Raw genomic sequence first — 16,868 nt, 5'->3', positions numbered from 1 at the left:
GGCATCCTGTTTTCATACATTCGGCGCGGGAAACGCGAGCGCGTCCCTTCCAAGCATCGGCGAATGAACTGCAGAACTTAACGAAAATACCGGATCGGCAGATTCTTCGCTGTCGACGAGCTTGAATCTCGCTATCTCGCCAGACGATACTTCAATTTCATCAAGTTTTCTGGATTCAAGCTTGAGGGGTACATTTGCTCATGATGCACAAACTGGTCTCCCAATTTCCGTTCTCACGCCGAGCCTGCCTGCAAACTGCTGCCGGTCTGGCGATGGGACTGCTTCTGGTGCCCGCGACACTCTCTGCTGCGGACGAACCGGCAGAAAATCCGTATGGCGATTTCAAAATCGGGCTTCAGAGTTACAGCCTGCGGAACTTTGACGAAGAGACCGCACTGCAGATGACCAAGAAGCTGGGTCTGCATTACTGGGAAGCATTTCCCAATCACATTCCCATCAGCACCGTCCCGGGATACGTCACCGAACAGAAGACGAAGCTGAAGAACGCCGGCGTGGAGTTGACGTCGTTCGGCGTTGTCGGGTTCGACGGAAACGAGTCGAAGGCCCGCGAGATTTTCGACTTCGCCAAAGCGATCGGCCTGCAATCGATCAGTGCCGATCCCAATCCGGACGCGAAGACGTTCGACATGCTCGACAAGCTGGTCGAGGAGTACCAGATTCCCATTGCGATTCACAACCACGGCCCCGGACACCGCTACGAAAAAGTTGAAGACGTGCTGAAGGTCTGTGAAAACCGGCATCCACTGATCGGAGCGTGTGTCGACACCGGACACTATCTGCGCAGCGATGAAGACCCGGTTGAGGTTGTCCGCAAGCTCGGCAAGCGGGTCTTCGGGGTTCACCTGAAAGATGTCCGCACCGTGCGCGACGAAGAAGGGAAGAGCACCAAGAAGCTGTTCACGATTCTGGGCGAAGGGGACCTGAATGTCGTCGGCCTGCTGCGGGAACTCCGCAACCAGGGATATGAACTCCCCATGTCGATCGAATACGAAGAGAACCCGCAGAACCCGCTTTCCGATCTCGAGCTCTGTCTGGCGACCGTCCGCAATGCTGTCGCGCAGCTGGATGACAAGGAAGAAGACTTCATCTCTCTCTGGGATGGAAAGACCCTGGAGAACTGGAAGATCAACGAGTCTCCGGACAGCTGGGCCATTGAGAATGGCGAGATCATCGCCAAAGGCCCCCGCAGCCACCTGTTCTACGTGGGCGATCAGGCTCCGTTCAAGAACTTTCAGCTGCGAGTGGATGTGAAGGCGGCCCCCAACAGCAACGGCGGGATTTACTACCACACCAAGTTTCAAGAAGAAGGGTGGCCCGGTTACGGCTTCGAAACTCAGGTGAACAACACCTATGTGAAGGATCCCCGCAAGACCGGAAGTCTGTACGCTGTGGCCGATCAGCACCAGCAGCTGATTCCGGACGACACCTGGTGGACACAGGAAGTGACCGTGAATGGAAAGCACGTCGTGATCAAAGTCGACGGCAAGGTCGCTGCCGAGTACACCGAGCCGGATGACTTCCAACCAGATGCGAATTTCCCCAACCGCCGTTTCGGATCGGGCACGTTCGCGTTGCAGGCACACGACCCCCATAGCGTTGTGCACTTCAAAAATATCCGGGTCAAGAAGTTGCCGGATTAATTGATGGAAGGATGTCGGGGTGAATTCCCGTCATTGATCGAGACCGTGTGAGTGCTCGCACTCGGAGAGTGCGAGTGACGTACGCCGCACTCTTTGAGTGCGGCAATTTTCCTTCGGGAATGAACCAGTGCTATGACCGATCTTTCACGTGCTGCCCGGCAATTGCTGCGAGACTGGCAATCTGCCGGGCTGACACACCTGCCTCGCGTGGCAGTGCCGGAGCGACCATTAGCTGCTGCACCCGGTCCCGAACCGCGTTCGGCTGCTTCGTCTCCACTGCAGGCAGCTCAACGCATCGCCCCCGCCAGCCCTGCACCTCGGCCGGAACCGCGGGTCATGGCTGCTCCATCGGTGAGCAATCTCGAAGAGAACCATGATCCGTTGCCGGTTCGTCAGGAGAAGCTGAGTCAGGTGGCCGCCTGTGTGGCAGGCTGCGTCCGGTGTCCGCAGCTGGCGAGTACCCGCACGCAGACCGTCTTCGGTGTCGGAAATGCAGCGGCCAAAGTGATGTTCATCGGAGAAGCTCCAGGCGCCGATGAGGATCGTCTGGGAGAACCGTTCGTCGGCAAGGCGGGTCAGCTGTTGACGAAGATCATTCAAGCCTGCGGGTGGCAGCGGGAAGAGATCTATATCTGCAATATTCTCCGTTGTCGGCCTCCGGAGAATCGAACGCCAACCGAGACGGAAGCTGGCAATTGTCGCGAGTACCTGGATGCCCAGATTGCGATTGTTGACCCGGAATACATCGTCTGCTGGGGCTCGTGTGCTGCCCAGAATCTGCTGGGAACCAAAGACGCCATCGGCAAGATGCGGCAGCGTTTCTACCAGCACGGACGTGCAAAAGTCCTCTGCACCTATCATCCTTCCTATCTGTTGCGGAACCCGGCAGCTAAGAAACCCGTGTGGGACGACATGAAGTTCCTGCTGGCCGAAATGGGACTGACGCCGCCAGCGGGCTGAGAAGAATTTGTCATTGGGGATTGAGGATTGGTCAATGGGGAATTGAAATAGCGAGACACGGACAGGCCGCCCCGCTCATTTAATGACAAATGACAAATGACAAATGACAATTCCTCCCCATCCCGACTTCGCGTGCTCGTCACCGCCGGGCCGACCCGCGAATACCTCGACGACGTACGGTATCTCTCCAACGCCAGCAGCGGACGCATGGGGTATGCCATCGTCCAGGCAGGGATCAAGCTGGGCTGGGATGTGGTTTTGGTCAGCGGTCCAGTCGAGTTGCCGCCTCCGCCGGGATGCGAGTTCCATTCCGTCGTGACCACATCTGATATGCGGGATGCCGCATTGAAGTTGTTCCCGACATGCCAGGGAGTGATCGCTGCCGCAGCTGTCTGCGATTACAAACCGAAGCAGAGAATCACCGGCAAGCTCTCGAAGACCGGCGGACCGATCACGCTGGAGATGATCGAAACCGATGATGTGCTGGCGGAACTGGGACGGCTGAAGACGACGCAGTGGATTGTCGGTTTTGCTCTCGAGGCGCAGAACCCCCGGGAAAATGCTTTGCAGAAGCTGCGACGCAAGAACTGTGACTGGATCGTCCTCAATGCTCCCAGTGCGATCGGCGCAGACGTCAATCAGGTCGAATTGATCGATCGCGCAGGAGAGACGGTCCAGAACTGGTCCGGCAGCAAATCGCTCGTCGCCGCCAATCTCGTGGGCTGGCTCGATGAAAACTCTGCGGACGAGCGATCAACGCTGGACTGATCAGTTCTGCGGCGGGGTCCGGCCGGTAAGACGTTCGCGGAGCAGTCCTGCCCGCGCCGCATTCCGTTCCGCCGACTCCAGAGCTTCGCCCCGGATCTTCTGCAGATGAGCCGGCTGGGTCTGAATGCACAGCTCGTTGACAGTGGAAATTTCGATGTCATCCACCAGTCCCAGATTGATTCCCAGTCGGACGCTGGAGAGCAGCTCCATCGTTTCTTCGGAAGAGATCTGACGAGCACTGCTGAGCACTCCCATGGCGCGCGAGACCTGATCGTGCAGCCGCTGCCGGTCCCCTTTCACCAGGGCCTGCCGCGCCTTTCGCTCGTAGGAGAGAACATCCGGAATCACCTTCTTCAGGTTCTGGATGATCTGGTCTTCCGACTTCCCGAGCGTCACCTGATTGGAGATCTGGTAGAAGTCCCCCATGGCCTGACTCCCTTCGCCGTACAGGCCACGGACCGCCAGGCTCATCTTGTGCATCGACTGGAAGACTTTTTGAATTTCCTTTGTCATGACCAGGGCCGGGAGGTGCAGCATCACGCTCACCCGCATTCCGGTTCCGGCATTTGTCGGACAGGAAGTCAGGTAGCCGAACTCGTCGTTGAAGGCGAAGGCGACCCGTTGTTCGAGTTCGTCATCGATCCGGTTGATCTCTTCCCAGCAGCTCTCCAGCGCGTACCCGCTGCGGAGAACCTGCATGCGGAGATGATCTTCTTCATTGATCATCAGGCTGACGGTTTCCTGACGACCGATGCAGGCGCCGCGTGGCCCCTGGGATTCTGCGTGTTCGCGGCTGATCAACTGACGTTCGACGAGGAACTGCCGGTCGACCTTCTCCAGTTCGTTGACAGGGACGTAGTCCAGTGCGGGGGTGCAGGAGAGGTGTGAGATATGTTCGCGAAGGATTCCGTTGATTTCCTTGCGGACCGGTTCCTCAGCCCGGGGGGGGAACGGGAAGGTGGCCAGATTCCGCGCCAGACGGATGCGACTGGAAACGACGATGTCCGACTCCGGGCCGGTGCCGCGCAGCCATTCGCCGCTGGTGCCAATCAATTCATCCAGATCCACTGCCGTATACTCCCCTGATGCTTCCTCTTTTCGCAACGGATGCGAAAACTTTCGTTACTTGTATTTTCGCGGACCAGCCTCGTGCTGGCAACGGCGGACGGGATCAGAATTCGAATTCACAGCAGATCTTCAGAAACTTGTTCGCGCGACAGTCCTGGAAGCGGGCCGAATTCGTCCTCGTTCAAGATTGGACAGGGAGCAGGAGGAGGGAGGCCGTCCCAGCTCGTGTGTGAGACTTCGCCCCCTGCCCCAGCGTCAAGCGGCGTTATTTGGCTTTCTTCAAGCCTTTGACGACCTCTGCCACCTCGTGGCTGTCGAGTTCGGGGTTTACGTTTTCATTCTTGTAGGCAATCTTGCCATCCTCATCGATGACGAACGTCCAGCGTTTGGCTGTCGCAAAGCGGATCAGATTCAGTTCCTTGCCGTCGACGTTGACTGTCACGGACTTCTCTCCCAGCGTCACCGGAACGCCGAAAGCAGTGGCGACCTCCCCTTTGACGTCTGCCAGCAGCGGATAGTTGAGATCGTGAGCCTTCTTGAAGACCTGATGGTTTTCAACCGTGTCTCCGCTGACCCCAACCACTTCCACGCCCAGTTTCGTCAGGGACGACATGTCATCACGGAACTTGCAGGCCTGCTTAGTACAGCCGCCGGTCAGGTCTGCCGGATAGAAATAAACCACCAGAATTTTCTTGCCAACATGATCCGCAGACTTCCACTCAGAACCGTCATCCGCCTGAGCACCGAACTCCGGAGCGGGGTCTCCAACTTTCAATTCTTCCACAGCGAAACTCCTCTGGGGGGACAGCAGGCTGAGCAGACAGGCGGCGGTCAGACAGTAGATCGCTTTCATAGAATTCCTCCGGCGTGGCAGTTCAGTTGGATGTGAAATCGAGCATAGGACCCGATCCGGCATGCCGTCCAGTGTAGGTGGAATCCGGTACTGTGCGAGCACTTGCTGGAAGTTCCCGACGAAATCATACTGACTGAAAAGTGGCACGTGAAATCATCGGTGCTGCTGACGGCCGCTTCATTCGAGTTTGTGGAGAATCCTTTGATGTCTCGACTTCTGATGACTGCACTCATCGCCTTGTTGACAGTGTCTGCAAGCGACTCGTTTGCCGAAGCTCCACAGCCGCCGGAAGGCTTCCGGGCTTTGTTCAACGGCAAGGACCTCACCGGGTGGCACGGGCTGAATCCGCATCAGGTGGAAAAGCTGGAAGAGGAGAATCGGGAAGCCGCGTTGAAGAAAGAACGGGACACCTTCGCCAGCCAATGGCGGGTGGAGAATGGGGAACTCGTGAACGACGGGACCGGACCGTACGCCACGACCGACGAGGAATTTGGCGACATTGAACTCTGGATTGAGTACAAGACCGTTCCCAAAGCGGACAGCGGAATTTACCTGCGAGGGACGCCGCAGATTCAGATCTGGGACGTGAATCAGGAACCTCGGGCGAATGCGCCTGATCGAAAGCCGCATCTGGGCTCCGGCGGACTCTTCAACAACGATCCAAAGTCTCCCGGGCGAGATCCATTGGTCGTCGCCGACAAGCCGTTTGGCGAGTGGAACTCATTCCGCATCAAGCAGGTGGGAGACCGCACCTGGGTCTGGCTGAATGACCAGCTGGTCGTCGACGGTGCCGTGATGGAGAACTACTGGGATCGATCCCGACCACTGCCGAAGAAGGGCCCCATCATGCTGCAGACCCACGGAGGAGAGATTCGGTGGCGAAACCTGTACGTCCGCGAGATCGGATCGGACGAGGCTCAGGCACTGTTAAAAGGGAAGTAATGGGTCGGTCCTGAATTCCGGACGGCCGCTGTGTGAAAACTCAAGAAAAGTCTTAACCACGGAAGACATGGAACTCACGGAAGGTTTCTATTTGCACCCGAAAGTTTGAGCCGACTTCGACGTTGGAAATGCTTTTGCGATGCAAAAGCGAGAACAGCAAACGAAAAGAACAACCAAAGCACTTTCCGTGAATTCCGTGCCTTCCGTGGTTCCCTCCGCCGCGATCCATCAAGAACGCGTGACGTTTGAGCAATTTGTCATCTCGCGACGACCGGAGACTGGCCCCGTTCCACGTGCCGTCGCCAGTGTCCGAAGCGGAAGCATGAAAGCAGCTGAATAGCCGTCTGCCCCAGCTGAGCGGTCGGCCGCCCCTTCTTCTCGAAGAACTCCTGCAGACCGACCGGTTCTTCGACGCGGCTGTTCTCGAATCGAATGAAACCAAGACTCCACGTCGGAAACATCCGTTCCTCGGTGGGACCTTTTAAAAGCACCTGCACTCCGCAATGTCTTGGGTCGGCAGCGATCCGGGCAAAGGTCTCCTCGACAGCTTCCTCTTCCCCTTCGAGAAGGTGCATAAACGAATCGCCCCGGTGGAGAAGAATCCCGGTGACTCCCGCGATGTCGTTGCTGACGCGAGACTTCAACAGCAGCCGGGAGAGTTCAACTCCTGACAGAGGAGCACGAGCTGTGCTGGTGTAGATGAGATGGATCATGTTCATGCCTTTCGTGAGAGCACGTGAAACTTTCCGGCGCTGGAATGGCTGCTCGGTGAAGTCATGGGGACTCTTGGGGATCGGCGGGATTCGACCGCAACAAAAAGGCCCGATGTGCCAATCGCCTCCCGGAGGGGCCAGATTCACAACCAATTCTTGGATCGCTTTGTCAATCGATCCGCATGATAAATCGGCTCGGGGACACGATGTTTTGCAAAGGCGGATCGACCGATTCTGGTGACATCTTCCAGCGTCAGTCGGTTGCCGACGGAGAGATACACCGGTTTCGAATTTTCGGAAACCCGGATTGCCGTTGCGAGCACTTCATCCCCATCGCAGACAGGAACTGCGGCAGGATCTGCACCTTCCGGACGAACCTTTCCGCACAGCAGCGATTTTCCGACCCCCAAAACCGGGTGATCAAGGGCGATCCCCAGACATGTTGCGATCCCGGCCCGCCACGGATGCAGCCGGCCGTTTCCATCGCAGAAGATGACGTCCCCCAGCTTCCCGGCAGCCCGGGCCTGCTGGCATAACTCCAGCATGACCGGCAGTTCACGGTAAGTCAGATACCCGGGGATGTAAGGAAAGCTGACGGGCATCGTCAGCGTGATTTCATCGAGAACGTACAGTGTTCGAGCGTCCAGCAGAACATATGCTCCGCAGGCGGTTCCATCCTGACGGTATGCGACATCGACTCCCGCGAACGCCCGGGGAGGAAAGGGCAATGGAGCCTCGATCACCTGTTGGCCGAGAGACTTTTGAAAATTTCGCAGCAGTTCCAACGGACGAGTAGACGTGAAGTCACGAAAGCATGCCGAAAGATCGACAACCCCGGTCTGCGAAACCGTGACACCTTCTTTCCTCAACAACCGGACTTTGGTCTGCGGAACGCCACTGATGTGCAGGCCGACTTCACCGGTCGAGCGGACGACCCGATGGCAGTTGCAGCCCGGCAAATGCGAGTGATGGCACAGATATTCTCCCAGCCAGCGTGCGGCCCGTGTTTTCTCGTCCCCGAGGGCACGGGCCAGTTCACCGTAGGTTGTCACTCGCCCCGCTGGGATCTGCTTCAGCAGGTGTTGAACCTGACCAGCAAGATCGACGCAGGGAAGGTCCAGTTGCAACGGGTTGTCCTCTAAGGAAAAGACGATCACCTGTGAAACGCTTGCTCACATTCTAGACCAGTTTGGTCTATCATGTGCAGGCGATTCAGGGTTTTCACCGCATGAAAGTCCATGTTATCGCCTGCGGACCGTAATAGATTATTTGCAAAACCGCTCTAACGTTCCACGTGATTCGCGTTGAAGAACTTCAGAGCGGTCAGTCCAGAGGGATGATGAATTTCCTGCTCTGGACTCTTCGCTCTTGTCTCTCGTCTTCTCACGGTTGCGTGCCCGTCGAACGTCCAGCTTACTTGGAGTTGATCCGGACGCCGACCTTCTTCAGCTCTTCAACCTGTCCTTTGGCAGCATCCGGCAGCTTGTCGACATCCAGATAGAGAAACCAGAACGGGGCGAATCGTTTGGGGCCCGCTGCATCTTTCGCGGACATCTCAACCAGCGGCGTGAGATCCGTGACGGGAGTCCCTTCCAGAAATGTGTAATGCAGATTCGTGAATGCGCCCAGCGGTGAAAGGTCTGCAACTTTGTTGTTCTTCAGCCCCAGCGTTGAAATCCAGGGGAGCTCTCGAATGGGATTCAGATCTGCCACCTGATTGTCGTTCAAATCCAGCGACGTCAACTTTTTTAATTTCGCCAGTGGAGCCAGATCGGCGATCTGATTTCCTGCCAGATACAGCGCCCGCATGTTTTCAAGATTCTCCAATCCTTCCAGAGAAGCAATCTGGTTTCCTTCCGCTTCCAGATACTGCAGCTTGACCAGCGCAGCGAGCGGCTTGAGGTCTTTAATCTGATTCTTCGAGAGGTACAGCGACTGAATATTGGTGAGCCCGGCCAGCGGCTGCAGGTTCTCAATCTGATTGTCGCTCAGTTTGACTTCGGCCAGCTGAGGGCAGCGTTCGAGTCCGGTCAGATCCTTGATCTGTTTGCCGCGGGCATCGAGGAAGTAGATGGTTTTCAGGTCTTCCGGATCGATCTGGGGCTTGTTGATCTGCTTCTGCTTGAGAATTCCTTCAATGACGGACTTCAGTTGCGGGTCCGGAAAAATCTCGTCCGCGTGAACGACGGAAGCGGACAGGAAGAGGGTCATCAGACAGAGCAGCGAGGAGATTTTCGGCAGCAGCATCAAGGGATCCTTTCAGGTGCTGAGAACAGGAGGGACATCACACTCCGAAGGCCACTCACCCCCGGAGAGGAGGACTTTCATCTTAACTCCTCAGACAGCGCGCCCTCAACCCGCCGACTTCCCCCTTCCCTACCCACTACCAACTGCCAACCACCCACTACCCAAAAAAAGCCCCCGGCATGGCTGCCAGGGGCTTCGAGGTTCAAATCACCTTCAACAACATCGATGTCACTGAGAATCAGTAGACTCTTCACCAGATCCGACCGAAGCCAGAACCGGTTCTTCGCCTTCTTTCAATTCGCCAATGAAGTCCAGCTGCTTGGTGTCGCCGACTTCCTTCACCTTGACGATGATGTGGTTCTTGCCGTCGAAGACGCCGCGGAGGAGTTCTTCCGCCAGCGGATCTTCCACGTAGATCTCCACAGCTCGTCGCAGCGGACGGGCACCGTAGTCGGTGTGGTCCCGGTCGCTCTGCTCGGAACGGCTCTTGTCGATCACCAGCTGCTTGGCTTCGTCGGACAGGTCGAGAATCAGGCCGCGTTCCTTGAGGCGTTCGCGGACCTTCTTCAGTTCGTAATCGATGATGGTCTTCATGTCGTCGTCGCTGAGCTTGTGGAACACAACGACTTCGTCCAGTCGGCCGATAAACTCCGGCTTGAACTGACGGCTGACTTCGCCCATCACGTTCTTCTTCATTTCATCGTGAGCGGCTTCGCCCGCCTTGTTTCCAAACCCGAAAGCCGGACTGGAAATGGCCTTGGCACCCACGTTGGTGGTCATGATGAGGATCGTGTTCTTGAAGTCGACCCGACGGCCGAAGCTGTCGGTCAGGTGCCCTTCTTCCATGATCTGCAACAGCATGTTGTAGATGTCCGGATGGGCCTTCTCGATTTCGTCCAGGAGCACGACCGCATAAGGACGGCGACGGATCTTCTCGGTGAGCTGTCCCCCTTCTTCATAGCCGACATATCCCGGAGGAGCACCGATCAGGCGGCTGATGTTATGCCGTTCCTGGTACTCGCTCATGTCGATCTGGATCAGGGCTTCTTCATCACCGAAGATGAATTCCGCCAGCGACTTCGCCAGCAGCGTCTTTCCGACCCCGGTCGGACCGGAGAAGAGGAACGTTGCTGTCGGCCGCTTGGGATCTTTCAGTCCGCTGCGGCTGCGGCGAACGGCTTTCGAGACCAGCTTGATCGCTTCGTCCTGGTTCACCACCCGGCGATGCAGGTACTTCTCCATTTCCAGCAGACGAACAGTGTCTTCGCTGGAGAGACGGGTGAGCGGAACACCGGTCATCTTGGCGACCACTTCAGAAATCACTTCCGCGTCGACAACGCCATCGGTCTCCTGCGACTTCTGACGCCATTCCCGCGTGATGGTTTCCTTCTTCCGCTTGAGCTTGTCGGCCTGATCGCGGAGCGAGGCTGCCTTTTCGAAATCCTGATTGGCGACAGCTTCTTCCTTCGCGGAGTTCATCCGCTCGATATCTTCTTCGAGTTCCTTCAGGTCGGGCGGACGGACCATCGACTTCAGACGGATGCGGGCACCCGCTTCATCGATGACGTCAATCGCCTTGTCCGGCAGGCAGCGACCAGTGATATACCGGTTCGACAGCTCGACTGATTTTTCCAGAGCGTCGTCGGTGTACTGCACCTTGTGATGGGTCTCGTACCGATCTCGCAGACCTTTAAGGATCTCGACCGCCTGCTCTTTGCTGGGAGGATCGACCATGACCATCTGGAAACGACGTTCCAGGGCACTATCTTTCTCGATGTACTTACGGTACTCGTCCAGTGTGGTGGCACCGATACACTGCAGTTCTCCACGGCTCAGAGCAGGTTTGAGCACGTTGGATGCGTCGATCGCTCCTTCGGCTCCACCAGCCCCGACCAGCGTGTGCAGTTCATCGATGAACAGGATGACGTTCTTGGCGCGACGAACTTCGTTCATCACCGCTTTGATGCGCTCTTCGAACTGACCACGATACTTGGTTCCAGCGACCATCATCGCCAGGTCCAGCACCACGATTCGTTTTTCACGCAGCAGTTCGGGAACACTTCCTTCCACCACCATCTGGGCAAAGCCTTCGACGATGGCGGTCTTTCCGACCCCTGCTTCACCCAGCAGAACCGGATTGTTCTTCTGACGGCGACAGAGAATCTGCGTGACGCGTTCAATTTCATTGGCTCGGCCGATGACCGGATCGAGTTTCGCCTGACGGGCGAGTTCGGTCAGATCGCGACCAAAGCTGTCCAGGGCGGGAGTCTTGCTCTTGCTGGCCTTGCCGGCCGGGGCGCCGCCGCGTTCGGTCGGTTCAGCCCCTTCGATGCCGTGTCCCAGAAGGTTCAGAACTTCCTCGCGGACATCTTCGAGCTTCAGTCCCAGATTCATGAGGACCTGAGCCGCGACCCCTTCCTGCTCACGCAGCAGCCCCAGCAGCAGATGCTCGGTCCCGACGTAGTTGTGGTTCAGGTTGCGGGCCTCTTCCATCGCGTATTCGATGACCTTTTTGGCCCGGGGAGTCTGGGGGAGTTTCCCCATCGTCACCAGGTCCGGTCCCGATTGCACGATCTTCTCAACTTCGAGGCGGATCTTTCGCAGATCCACATCGAGATTCTTCAGGACGTTCGCAGCGACCCCGGAGCCCTCTTTGACGAGCCCGAGGAGAATATGTTCGGTGCCGATATACTCATGGTTGAAGCGCTGGGCCTCCTGATTGGCCAGCTGCATGACTTTTCGAGCCCGGTCTGTAAATCGTTCGTACATAACTTCCGACTCCTCCTCTTCCTCTTGCGTGCCCTGTGTGCAACCGCTCCTCCGTGGCGGGAACTACTGCCGTGCGACGAGCGCGGCAGGACGTTCTGAAGCAGTCGACTCAGGACTCCTCAGGAAGCTTCCGAATTCTAGTCCCAGTCTGAAAGCGGGACAAGATTTGGGGTTGAGACACCGAAAATTGTGCCAAAATTTTACGATTGAGACGGGTGAGATCGGTACCAAAGAGCCCAAAAACACCATTCGATGATGGCATCGTCGAATCTGACGAGGAGTTCAAAAAGTGAATCTGACTGGCGTCTCAGGGGCTAGTTCCCAGTTTTAGCTGCTGGTTCCACTTCTTTCGCCATTTCCATGAGTTCGGCGAGCATCTTGTCGGAGGCGTCCCGTTCGAGAATGTTGGTTCCCAGCCAGGTCTCGTATCCTCCCAGATCAATCTGGCGGGGAGGAGGCAGGTACCCCATGTATCCGTGTGTGATGGACATCAGAAACGCAGGCTGAATCGGGCAGCGTTTTTTGAATTCCAATCCGATTTCGGAAAACACTTCGCACGGCATGGTTCCAATGCACAGGTTGCCGATTCGCAACACCTGCAACGGGACCTCGGCCTCTTCAGGATAGTTGGCCAGGGCAATGGCTCGCTGGGCGTAGACCAGCGGAACATCCAGCGGCTTGCCCGCCCCGGCAGCGACCATTTTCTCTGCCCATTCCAGCATCTTCGCATCCGGATGGCGGTACTTCAGATTGATGACCCGGAAACACGCCGCAAGCGTCACGTTCCGTTCGTACTTCACATTTTTCAGCGCTTCCTGAACCTTGGTCGCGACATCCCGAGCCACGTAGTTCATCTGCTCGTAGGGCTTCTGGGCGGGACGGGGATTTGTGAAGTTGATGTTGTTGACGTCGCCGCTGGTGCCGTTGGCCAGAATGGCAACGTACGGAGGATCCTGCCTGAGCGTTCCGGTCAACTCCAGAAAGTGTTCAGCGAACCGGCCAAAGTAGTCCGAGGAAATATCCGAGCCAGGCACCCCGCCCACATAATGCAGCGAATAACTGGCCAGAAGTGCGATTGGCTTTCCATCCGGTTCCCGAAACGACAGGAACGACAGGCTGGGATCCGTTGGACCAGCGGGCTCCACGAGATCTGGACTGCCCGCTGGTGGGTTCATTTTCACCTTGTCATCAGAGTCCCCGAAAGGATTGACCGGCATTTTTCCCGGCTTCAGATACCAGCGGCGATTAAAAAGATGCTCGGGAATGTCGACCGTTCCGAAGCCGAATTCCGCAGGTCGCAGCAGGTTTTTGGCACGTTGAACGCCGTCCGCAATCCGTCGGGCGACAAACAGCTGATACTCATCGAGCGGAGCATCCGGATCGAATCGGTTCGAGCCCAGGACGCTCGATGCGGAATGAGTGTGCGTGCCGCAGACCAGAGCGTTCGTCGCGGGAATTCCAGTGTTCTTCTCGATCAGACGGCGGGCTTCATTGCAGGTCGCTGCCGAAATTCCCAGCAGGTCACAAACGACCAGTGCCAGCGTTGTCTTTCCATCATCCAGAACGATGCAGCGGGCAAACAGTTCATCGTGAATGTTCGTGGAAGGTTGCGGAACGAACCCTCCGATGATCAGTCCGCCGATGGGCGGAGTGATGTTGCTGGTGGCTGCTCCGGCCCGAAACTCAGGAGTTTCGGCACCCTGGGCAAACGTCCCCAGAGTCAGCCACAGGCAGCTCATGAGAACAAAAGAATACCGGCTGAACAGGACACGACGCGGGAGGGTGTGTGGCATAGGGCGGGCTCAAGCGGAGGGTGTCGAAGACCGCGCTCATCGAGTGCGGAGATTGAGGAGACAAACTCTCAATTTTCTTCACGGATGCTCGGTTTCCGATCCGTTCGAGTCAACCCTGACGCCGGTGAAATCACCCGGACCAGCTAAATTCTCTCCCCCCGTCCCAAGCCTCAATACCGCCGAATCACGCTCTGCAGAACCCCGAGAACTTCCACGTTCTCGCTGTAGATGGGCTTCATCGAAGAATTCGCCGGCTCAAGCCGAAACCGGCCGTTCTCCCGGTAGAATCGCTTCAGCGTGGCGTCTTCACCGTCGACCAGTGCTGCCACGATTTCGCCATCGCGAGCGGTGGTCTGCTTCCGGATGACAGCATAATCGCCGTCGGTAATGTGGTCTTCGATCATGGAATCACCACGCACCCGCAGGCAGAACAACTCATCGTCTTCGAACAGGTCGGCGAACTCCGCCCGCTCCGATTGCTCGACCGCCAAGACCGGGGCCCCGGCCGCGATCTGACCAGCGAATGGCAGACTGGTTTTGCCGCGACGAACCGATTCATGCAGCTGAATGGCCCGGGACATGTTCGATTCCCGAGTGATCAGCCCCTTTTTCTCCAGCGCCTTCAGGTGGCACATCACCCCGTTCGGGGACCGGATTCCAAAGTGCAGACCGATCTCCCGAACCGTCGGGCCGTACCCTCGATTCAGAATGCGATCCTTCAGAAATTCGTAGATGAGGTGCTGTCGCTTGGTGAGTTTCGATTGTTCGGTCATCGCGTTTCTCCTCCCTTGAATCAGGCTGAAATTCGAACTCCGTCACTGGAACTCAACTCACCCATGCCGTCTCGAAGCTGGACGCGCCGGACATTCGACGAACCTCCATGACAGGGGCTGGCCACTGAACCGTCTGTTCACAATATACCTATGTGCAATGTTCATGTGTACCCTGTCTTCGTCATTTCTGGCTGAAACTTGAGCCTTTTCGCGAAAAAACGCCGGGCACGGGCGTCTTAACCGGCTCATACCCTACATCCCGCACAACTGGAGCATGGCGGACAATTCGCAGTTCGTGCAGAACCGTTGCACCAGATTCCAGCGGTGCAACCGGCCGATAGCAAAACGTCGTTCCATTTTCGGTAACGACTCTTCAGAACGCTCGGGCGGGATAGAGGGGCATTTCGCACTCATGACCAGGTTTGCTTTGCTCAAGCTGATCTGCGCTCTGGCCTTCCTGTCAGGAGGACTGGCTGCGGCACACGCTGAATCTGACTGGATTACCCAGGACAGCTTCATCGAATGGCCAGAGTCCTTCAAGGATGACCCGGTACTGCCGGAAGTTGTCGATCCCACTTCCATAATTCAAACGGAATTTCTCGAAGTGCCGATTCCGGAAGACAATCCGGCTGCCATGCAGGCAGAGCCCGTTTTCGTGGAACAAGTTCCCCAGTTTGCCGTGCCGATGACCTCCGCACAGCTGGATCAGGTCAGCAGCTACACATGGCAGGTCCTTCCCCCCGGACTGCTCTATCACAACTATCTGGCGGGTGAGAAAGAACCTCGAACTGCCGCGACGTGGCTGTGGGATAAGAAGCGGGGCCTGATCTGGGAAGCAGCTGTCGGAAGCAAATGGGGACTGCTCCGACACGGAACCCAGGGGACCGACGCGAAGGGGTTTCAGTTCGATGTGGAAGGGGCTGCCCTAGTCCGAATCGATCCTGAAGAAGAATCCGACCTGGAAGCAGCTGACTTCCGCGCAGGGTTCGCTGGAACCTGGAGAAAAGGGAAGTATCGCTGGAAATTTGGGTACTCGCACATCAGCTCGCACGTGGGGGACGAATATATCCTCAAGAACCCCCTGTATGACCGCGTGAATTACGTTCGCGATTCGCTTCTGGCAGGAATGACCTACGACTTCACCCCGAAATTCCAGGGCTATGGCGAAATTGCTTATGCCGTCGGTTGTGAAGGGGGTGAGCCGGTCGAGTTGCAATTCGGACTTCAGTACTCACCCGCGTTCGGAACAGGCTTCCGCGGGGCGCCCTTTGCAGCCATCAACGGTCACCTTCGTCAGGAATACAATTTCGGCGGAAGCGTGAATGTGGAAGCAGGGTGGGCCTGGCGCGGCGGTGCTTCGAACTCTCTCTTCCGGTTTGGATTCCAGCACTACAACGGTCAATCCATGCAGTGGTCGTTCGTCAACCGCTACGAAAACATGACCGGATTGGGAATCTGGTTCGACTACTGAGAGCGAAAGAGCTCTCGAGCCTGAGCGAGCTTGCGGACCGATTAAAATATTGTCGGAGATGTCCGGGCCGCCTATACTGGATTTGCTATGAAAATCCTCGAACTGCAGCTCGATGAGTCTGAATCGATTCGCTTTTGCGAGGCCGCGGAACGTCTGGGGGTCACCGAAGAAGAATTATTGAGAGCCAGCGTCGAAGAAAAATTACTGCGACTCGACCAGGTGTTTCGCTCAGCTGCCGAGTATGTGCTTGAAAAGAACGAGGAACTCTACAGGCGTCTGGCATAATGCTGTACGTTTCTCGAGATCAAGTGATCGAACTGCACCGATTGATCGTTGCTCGTACGGGAGGCAGTGACGGGCTCCGGGACGCTGGAGCACTGGAGTCGTGCGTGGCCCAGCCGGCCATGACCTTTGACGGTATCGACCTGTACAAGTCTCTCGCTGAAAAAGGCCGCAGTTCTGGGACACCTGTTGGTCTCGAACCATCCTTTTGTGGATGGAAATAAACGAGTCGGCCACGCAGCCATGGAAGTGATGCTCTTGCTGAACGGTTTTGAAATCCATGCGGACGTTTCCGAACAGGAACAAGTCATTCTCGCAGTTGCCGCCGGAGATCTGAAACTTGACGCATTCACGCAATGGGTGAAAGAACACATTGTCTCACGCGAGTAGCGATCTTCTGGCCCCATGCTTGCTCTCGCTCAGGAGTTGACGCATTTGAGCCCCTGTCTCAGGGGAGTGTGGCGGCGATTCGGAGAGATTTGTCGTTCGAAAGCTGTGTTTATCGCCGCCGGAACGCCACCCTGTCGTGAGATTCGAACTTGGACTTTCCAAGTCACCCATCAAACTG

Annotated in this window: 15 protein-coding genes; 7 read left to right on the top strand and 8 right to left on the bottom strand. The window is 56.8% G+C overall.

Annotated features, from left to right (window positions below):
- The first annotated feature begins 200 nt into the window (after positions 1–200).
- From SH661x_RS20495 to SH661x_RS20485, 3 genes are all read left to right on the top strand, one after another.
- Positions 201–1,661: a family 16 glycoside hydrolase gene (locus tag SH661x_RS20495; protein WP_437225515.1), complete on the top strand. Its 1,461-nt coding sequence runs from the start codon at positions 201–203 to the stop codon at positions 1,659–1,661.
- A 132-nt stretch (positions 1,662–1,793) separates the two neighbouring features.
- Positions 1,794–2,621, top strand: coding sequence for a uracil-DNA glycosylase family protein (locus SH661x_RS20490; RefSeq protein WP_437225512.1), 828 nt, complete (start codon positions 1,794–1,796; stop codon positions 2,619–2,621).
- Between the two features lie 96 nt (positions 2,622–2,717).
- Positions 2,718–3,389 carry a phosphopantothenoylcysteine decarboxylase domain-containing protein gene (locus SH661x_RS20485; protein WP_437225509.1) on the top strand — a complete coding sequence of 224 codons (672 nt, stop codon included), beginning with the start codon at positions 2,718–2,720 and terminating at the stop codon, positions 3,387–3,389.
- Here the strand turns inward: SH661x_RS20485 and SH661x_RS20480 are convergent, their stop codons facing one another.
- Together SH661x_RS20480 and SH661x_RS20475 are read right to left on the bottom strand one after the other, a co-directional pair.
- On the bottom strand, positions 3,390–4,457 hold the full coding sequence (locus SH661x_RS20480; protein WP_437225507.1) for a protein arginine kinase: 1,068 nt from the start codon (positions 4,455–4,457) through the stop codon (positions 3,390–3,392).
- A gap of 265 nt (positions 4,458–4,722) precedes the next feature.
- A complete protein-coding gene (locus SH661x_RS20475) occupies positions 4,723–5,310 on the bottom strand; it encodes a peroxiredoxin (protein WP_437225504.1) in 588 nt (195 codons plus the stop codon).
- 204 nt (positions 5,311–5,514) lie between these two features.
- Here SH661x_RS20475 and SH661x_RS20470 point away from each other — a divergent pair, with 204 nt between their 5' ends.
- Complete coding sequence (locus tag SH661x_RS20470; RefSeq protein ID WP_437225502.1) at positions 5,515–6,252, top strand: 3-keto-disaccharide hydrolase; 738 nt, start codon at positions 5,515–5,517, stop codon at positions 6,250–6,252.
- Positions 6,253–6,509: 257 nt separating this feature from the next.
- Here SH661x_RS20470 and SH661x_RS20465 read toward each other — a convergent pair whose 3' ends face one another.
- From SH661x_RS20465 to lexA, 6 genes are all read right to left on the bottom strand, one after another.
- A complete protein-coding gene (locus SH661x_RS20465) occupies positions 6,510–6,965 on the bottom strand; it encodes a BLUF domain-containing protein (protein WP_437225500.1) in 456 nt (151 codons plus the stop codon).
- 143 nt (positions 6,966–7,108) lie between these two features.
- Complete coding sequence (locus SH661x_RS20460) at positions 7,109–8,092, bottom strand: endonuclease V (protein ID WP_437225498.1); 984 nt, start codon at positions 8,090–8,092, stop codon at positions 7,109–7,111.
- 286 nt (positions 8,093–8,378) lie between these two features.
- Complete coding sequence (locus SH661x_RS20455; protein WP_437225496.1) at positions 8,379–9,212, bottom strand: leucine-rich repeat domain-containing protein; 834 nt, start codon at positions 9,210–9,212, stop codon at positions 8,379–8,381.
- Between the two features lie 228 nt (positions 9,213–9,440).
- Positions 9,441–11,981, bottom strand: a complete 2,541-nt coding sequence (locus tag SH661x_RS20450; protein WP_437225493.1) for an ATP-dependent Clp protease ATP-binding subunit — start codon at positions 11,979–11,981, stop codon at positions 9,441–9,443.
- A gap of 314 nt (positions 11,982–12,295) precedes the next feature.
- Positions 12,296–13,774 (bottom strand): hypothetical protein, encoded by a 1,479-nt coding sequence (locus SH661x_RS20445; RefSeq protein WP_437225490.1) that lies wholly within the window; start codon positions 13,772–13,774, stop codon positions 12,296–12,298.
- 170 nt (positions 13,775–13,944) lie between these two features.
- Positions 13,945–14,547, bottom strand: a complete 603-nt coding sequence (gene lexA, locus SH661x_RS20440; protein WP_437225488.1) for a transcriptional repressor LexA — start codon at positions 14,545–14,547, stop codon at positions 13,945–13,947.
- Positions 14,548–14,959: 412 nt separating this feature from the next.
- Between lexA and SH661x_RS20435 the strand changes: the two genes are divergently transcribed.
- From SH661x_RS20435 to SH661x_RS20425, 3 genes are all read left to right on the top strand, one after another.
- Positions 14,960–16,018 carry a DUF1207 domain-containing protein gene (locus SH661x_RS20435; protein WP_437225485.1) on the top strand — a complete coding sequence of 353 codons (1,059 nt, stop codon included), beginning with the start codon at positions 14,960–14,962 and terminating at the stop codon, positions 16,016–16,018.
- 87 nt (positions 16,019–16,105) lie between these two features.
- The gene (locus tag SH661x_RS20430; RefSeq protein ID WP_437225482.1) at positions 16,106–16,303 is read left to right on the top strand and encodes a DNA-binding protein; all 198 of its coding nucleotides are present in this window, start codon (positions 16,106–16,108) and stop codon (positions 16,301–16,303) included.
- A 126-nt stretch (positions 16,304–16,429) separates the two neighbouring features.
- Positions 16,430–16,690: a type II toxin-antitoxin system death-on-curing family toxin gene (locus tag SH661x_RS20425; RefSeq protein WP_437225480.1), complete on the top strand. Its 261-nt coding sequence runs from the start codon at positions 16,430–16,432 to the stop codon at positions 16,688–16,690.
- The last annotated feature ends 178 nt before the right edge of the window (positions 16,691–16,868 follow it).

It is taken from the genome of Planctomicrobium stercoris, assembly GCF_051465655.1.
Classification (GTDB): domain Bacteria; phylum Planctomycetota; class Planctomycetia; order Planctomycetales; family Planctomycetaceae; genus Planctomicrobium.
The sequence above is the reverse complement of the archived record's forward strand: the minus strand, read 5'-3'. Positions and strand labels throughout refer to the sequence as shown.

Excerpts from the sequence above, each read along its gene's own strand:
- SH661x_RS20495 (WP_437225515.1), top strand. The coding sequence starts at position 201 with ATGATGCACAAACTGGTCTCCCAATTTCCGTTCTCACGCCGAGCCTGC.
- SH661x_RS20490 (WP_437225512.1), top strand. The coding sequence starts at position 1,794 with ATGACCGATCTTTCACGTGCTGCCCGGCAATTGCTGCGAGACTGGCAA.
- SH661x_RS20470 (WP_437225502.1), top strand. The coding sequence starts at position 5,515 with ATGTCTCGACTTCTGATGACTGCACTCATCGCCTTGTTGACAGTGTCT.
- SH661x_RS20430 (WP_437225482.1), top strand. The coding sequence starts at position 16,106 with ATGAAAATCCTCGAACTGCAGCTCGATGAGTCTGAATCGATTCGCTTT.
- SH661x_RS20455 (WP_437225496.1), bottom strand. The coding sequence starts at position 9,212 with ATGCTGCTGCCGAAAATCTCCTCGCTGCTCTGTCTGATGACCCTCTTC.
- lexA (WP_437225488.1), bottom strand. The coding sequence starts at position 14,547 with ATGACCGAACAATCGAAACTCACCAAGCGACAGCACCTCATCTACGAA.
- SH661x_RS20435 (WP_437225485.1), top strand. The coding sequence starts at position 14,960 with ATGACCAGGTTTGCTTTGCTCAAGCTGATCTGCGCTCTGGCCTTCCTG.
- SH661x_RS20465 (WP_437225500.1), bottom strand. The coding sequence starts at position 6,965 with ATGATCCATCTCATCTACACCAGCACAGCTCGTGCTCCTCTGTCAGGA.
- SH661x_RS20445 (WP_437225490.1), bottom strand. The coding sequence starts at position 13,774 with ATGCCACACACCCTCCCGCGTCGTGTCCTGTTCAGCCGGTATTCTTTT.
- SH661x_RS20450 (WP_437225493.1), bottom strand. The coding sequence starts at position 11,981 with ATGTACGAACGATTTACAGACCGGGCTCGAAAAGTCATGCAGCTGGCC.
- SH661x_RS20475 (WP_437225504.1), bottom strand. The coding sequence starts at position 5,310 with ATGAAAGCGATCTACTGTCTGACCGCCGCCTGTCTGCTCAGCCTGCTG.
- SH661x_RS20485 (WP_437225509.1), top strand. The coding sequence starts at position 2,718 with ATGACAAATGACAATTCCTCCCCATCCCGACTTCGCGTGCTCGTCACC.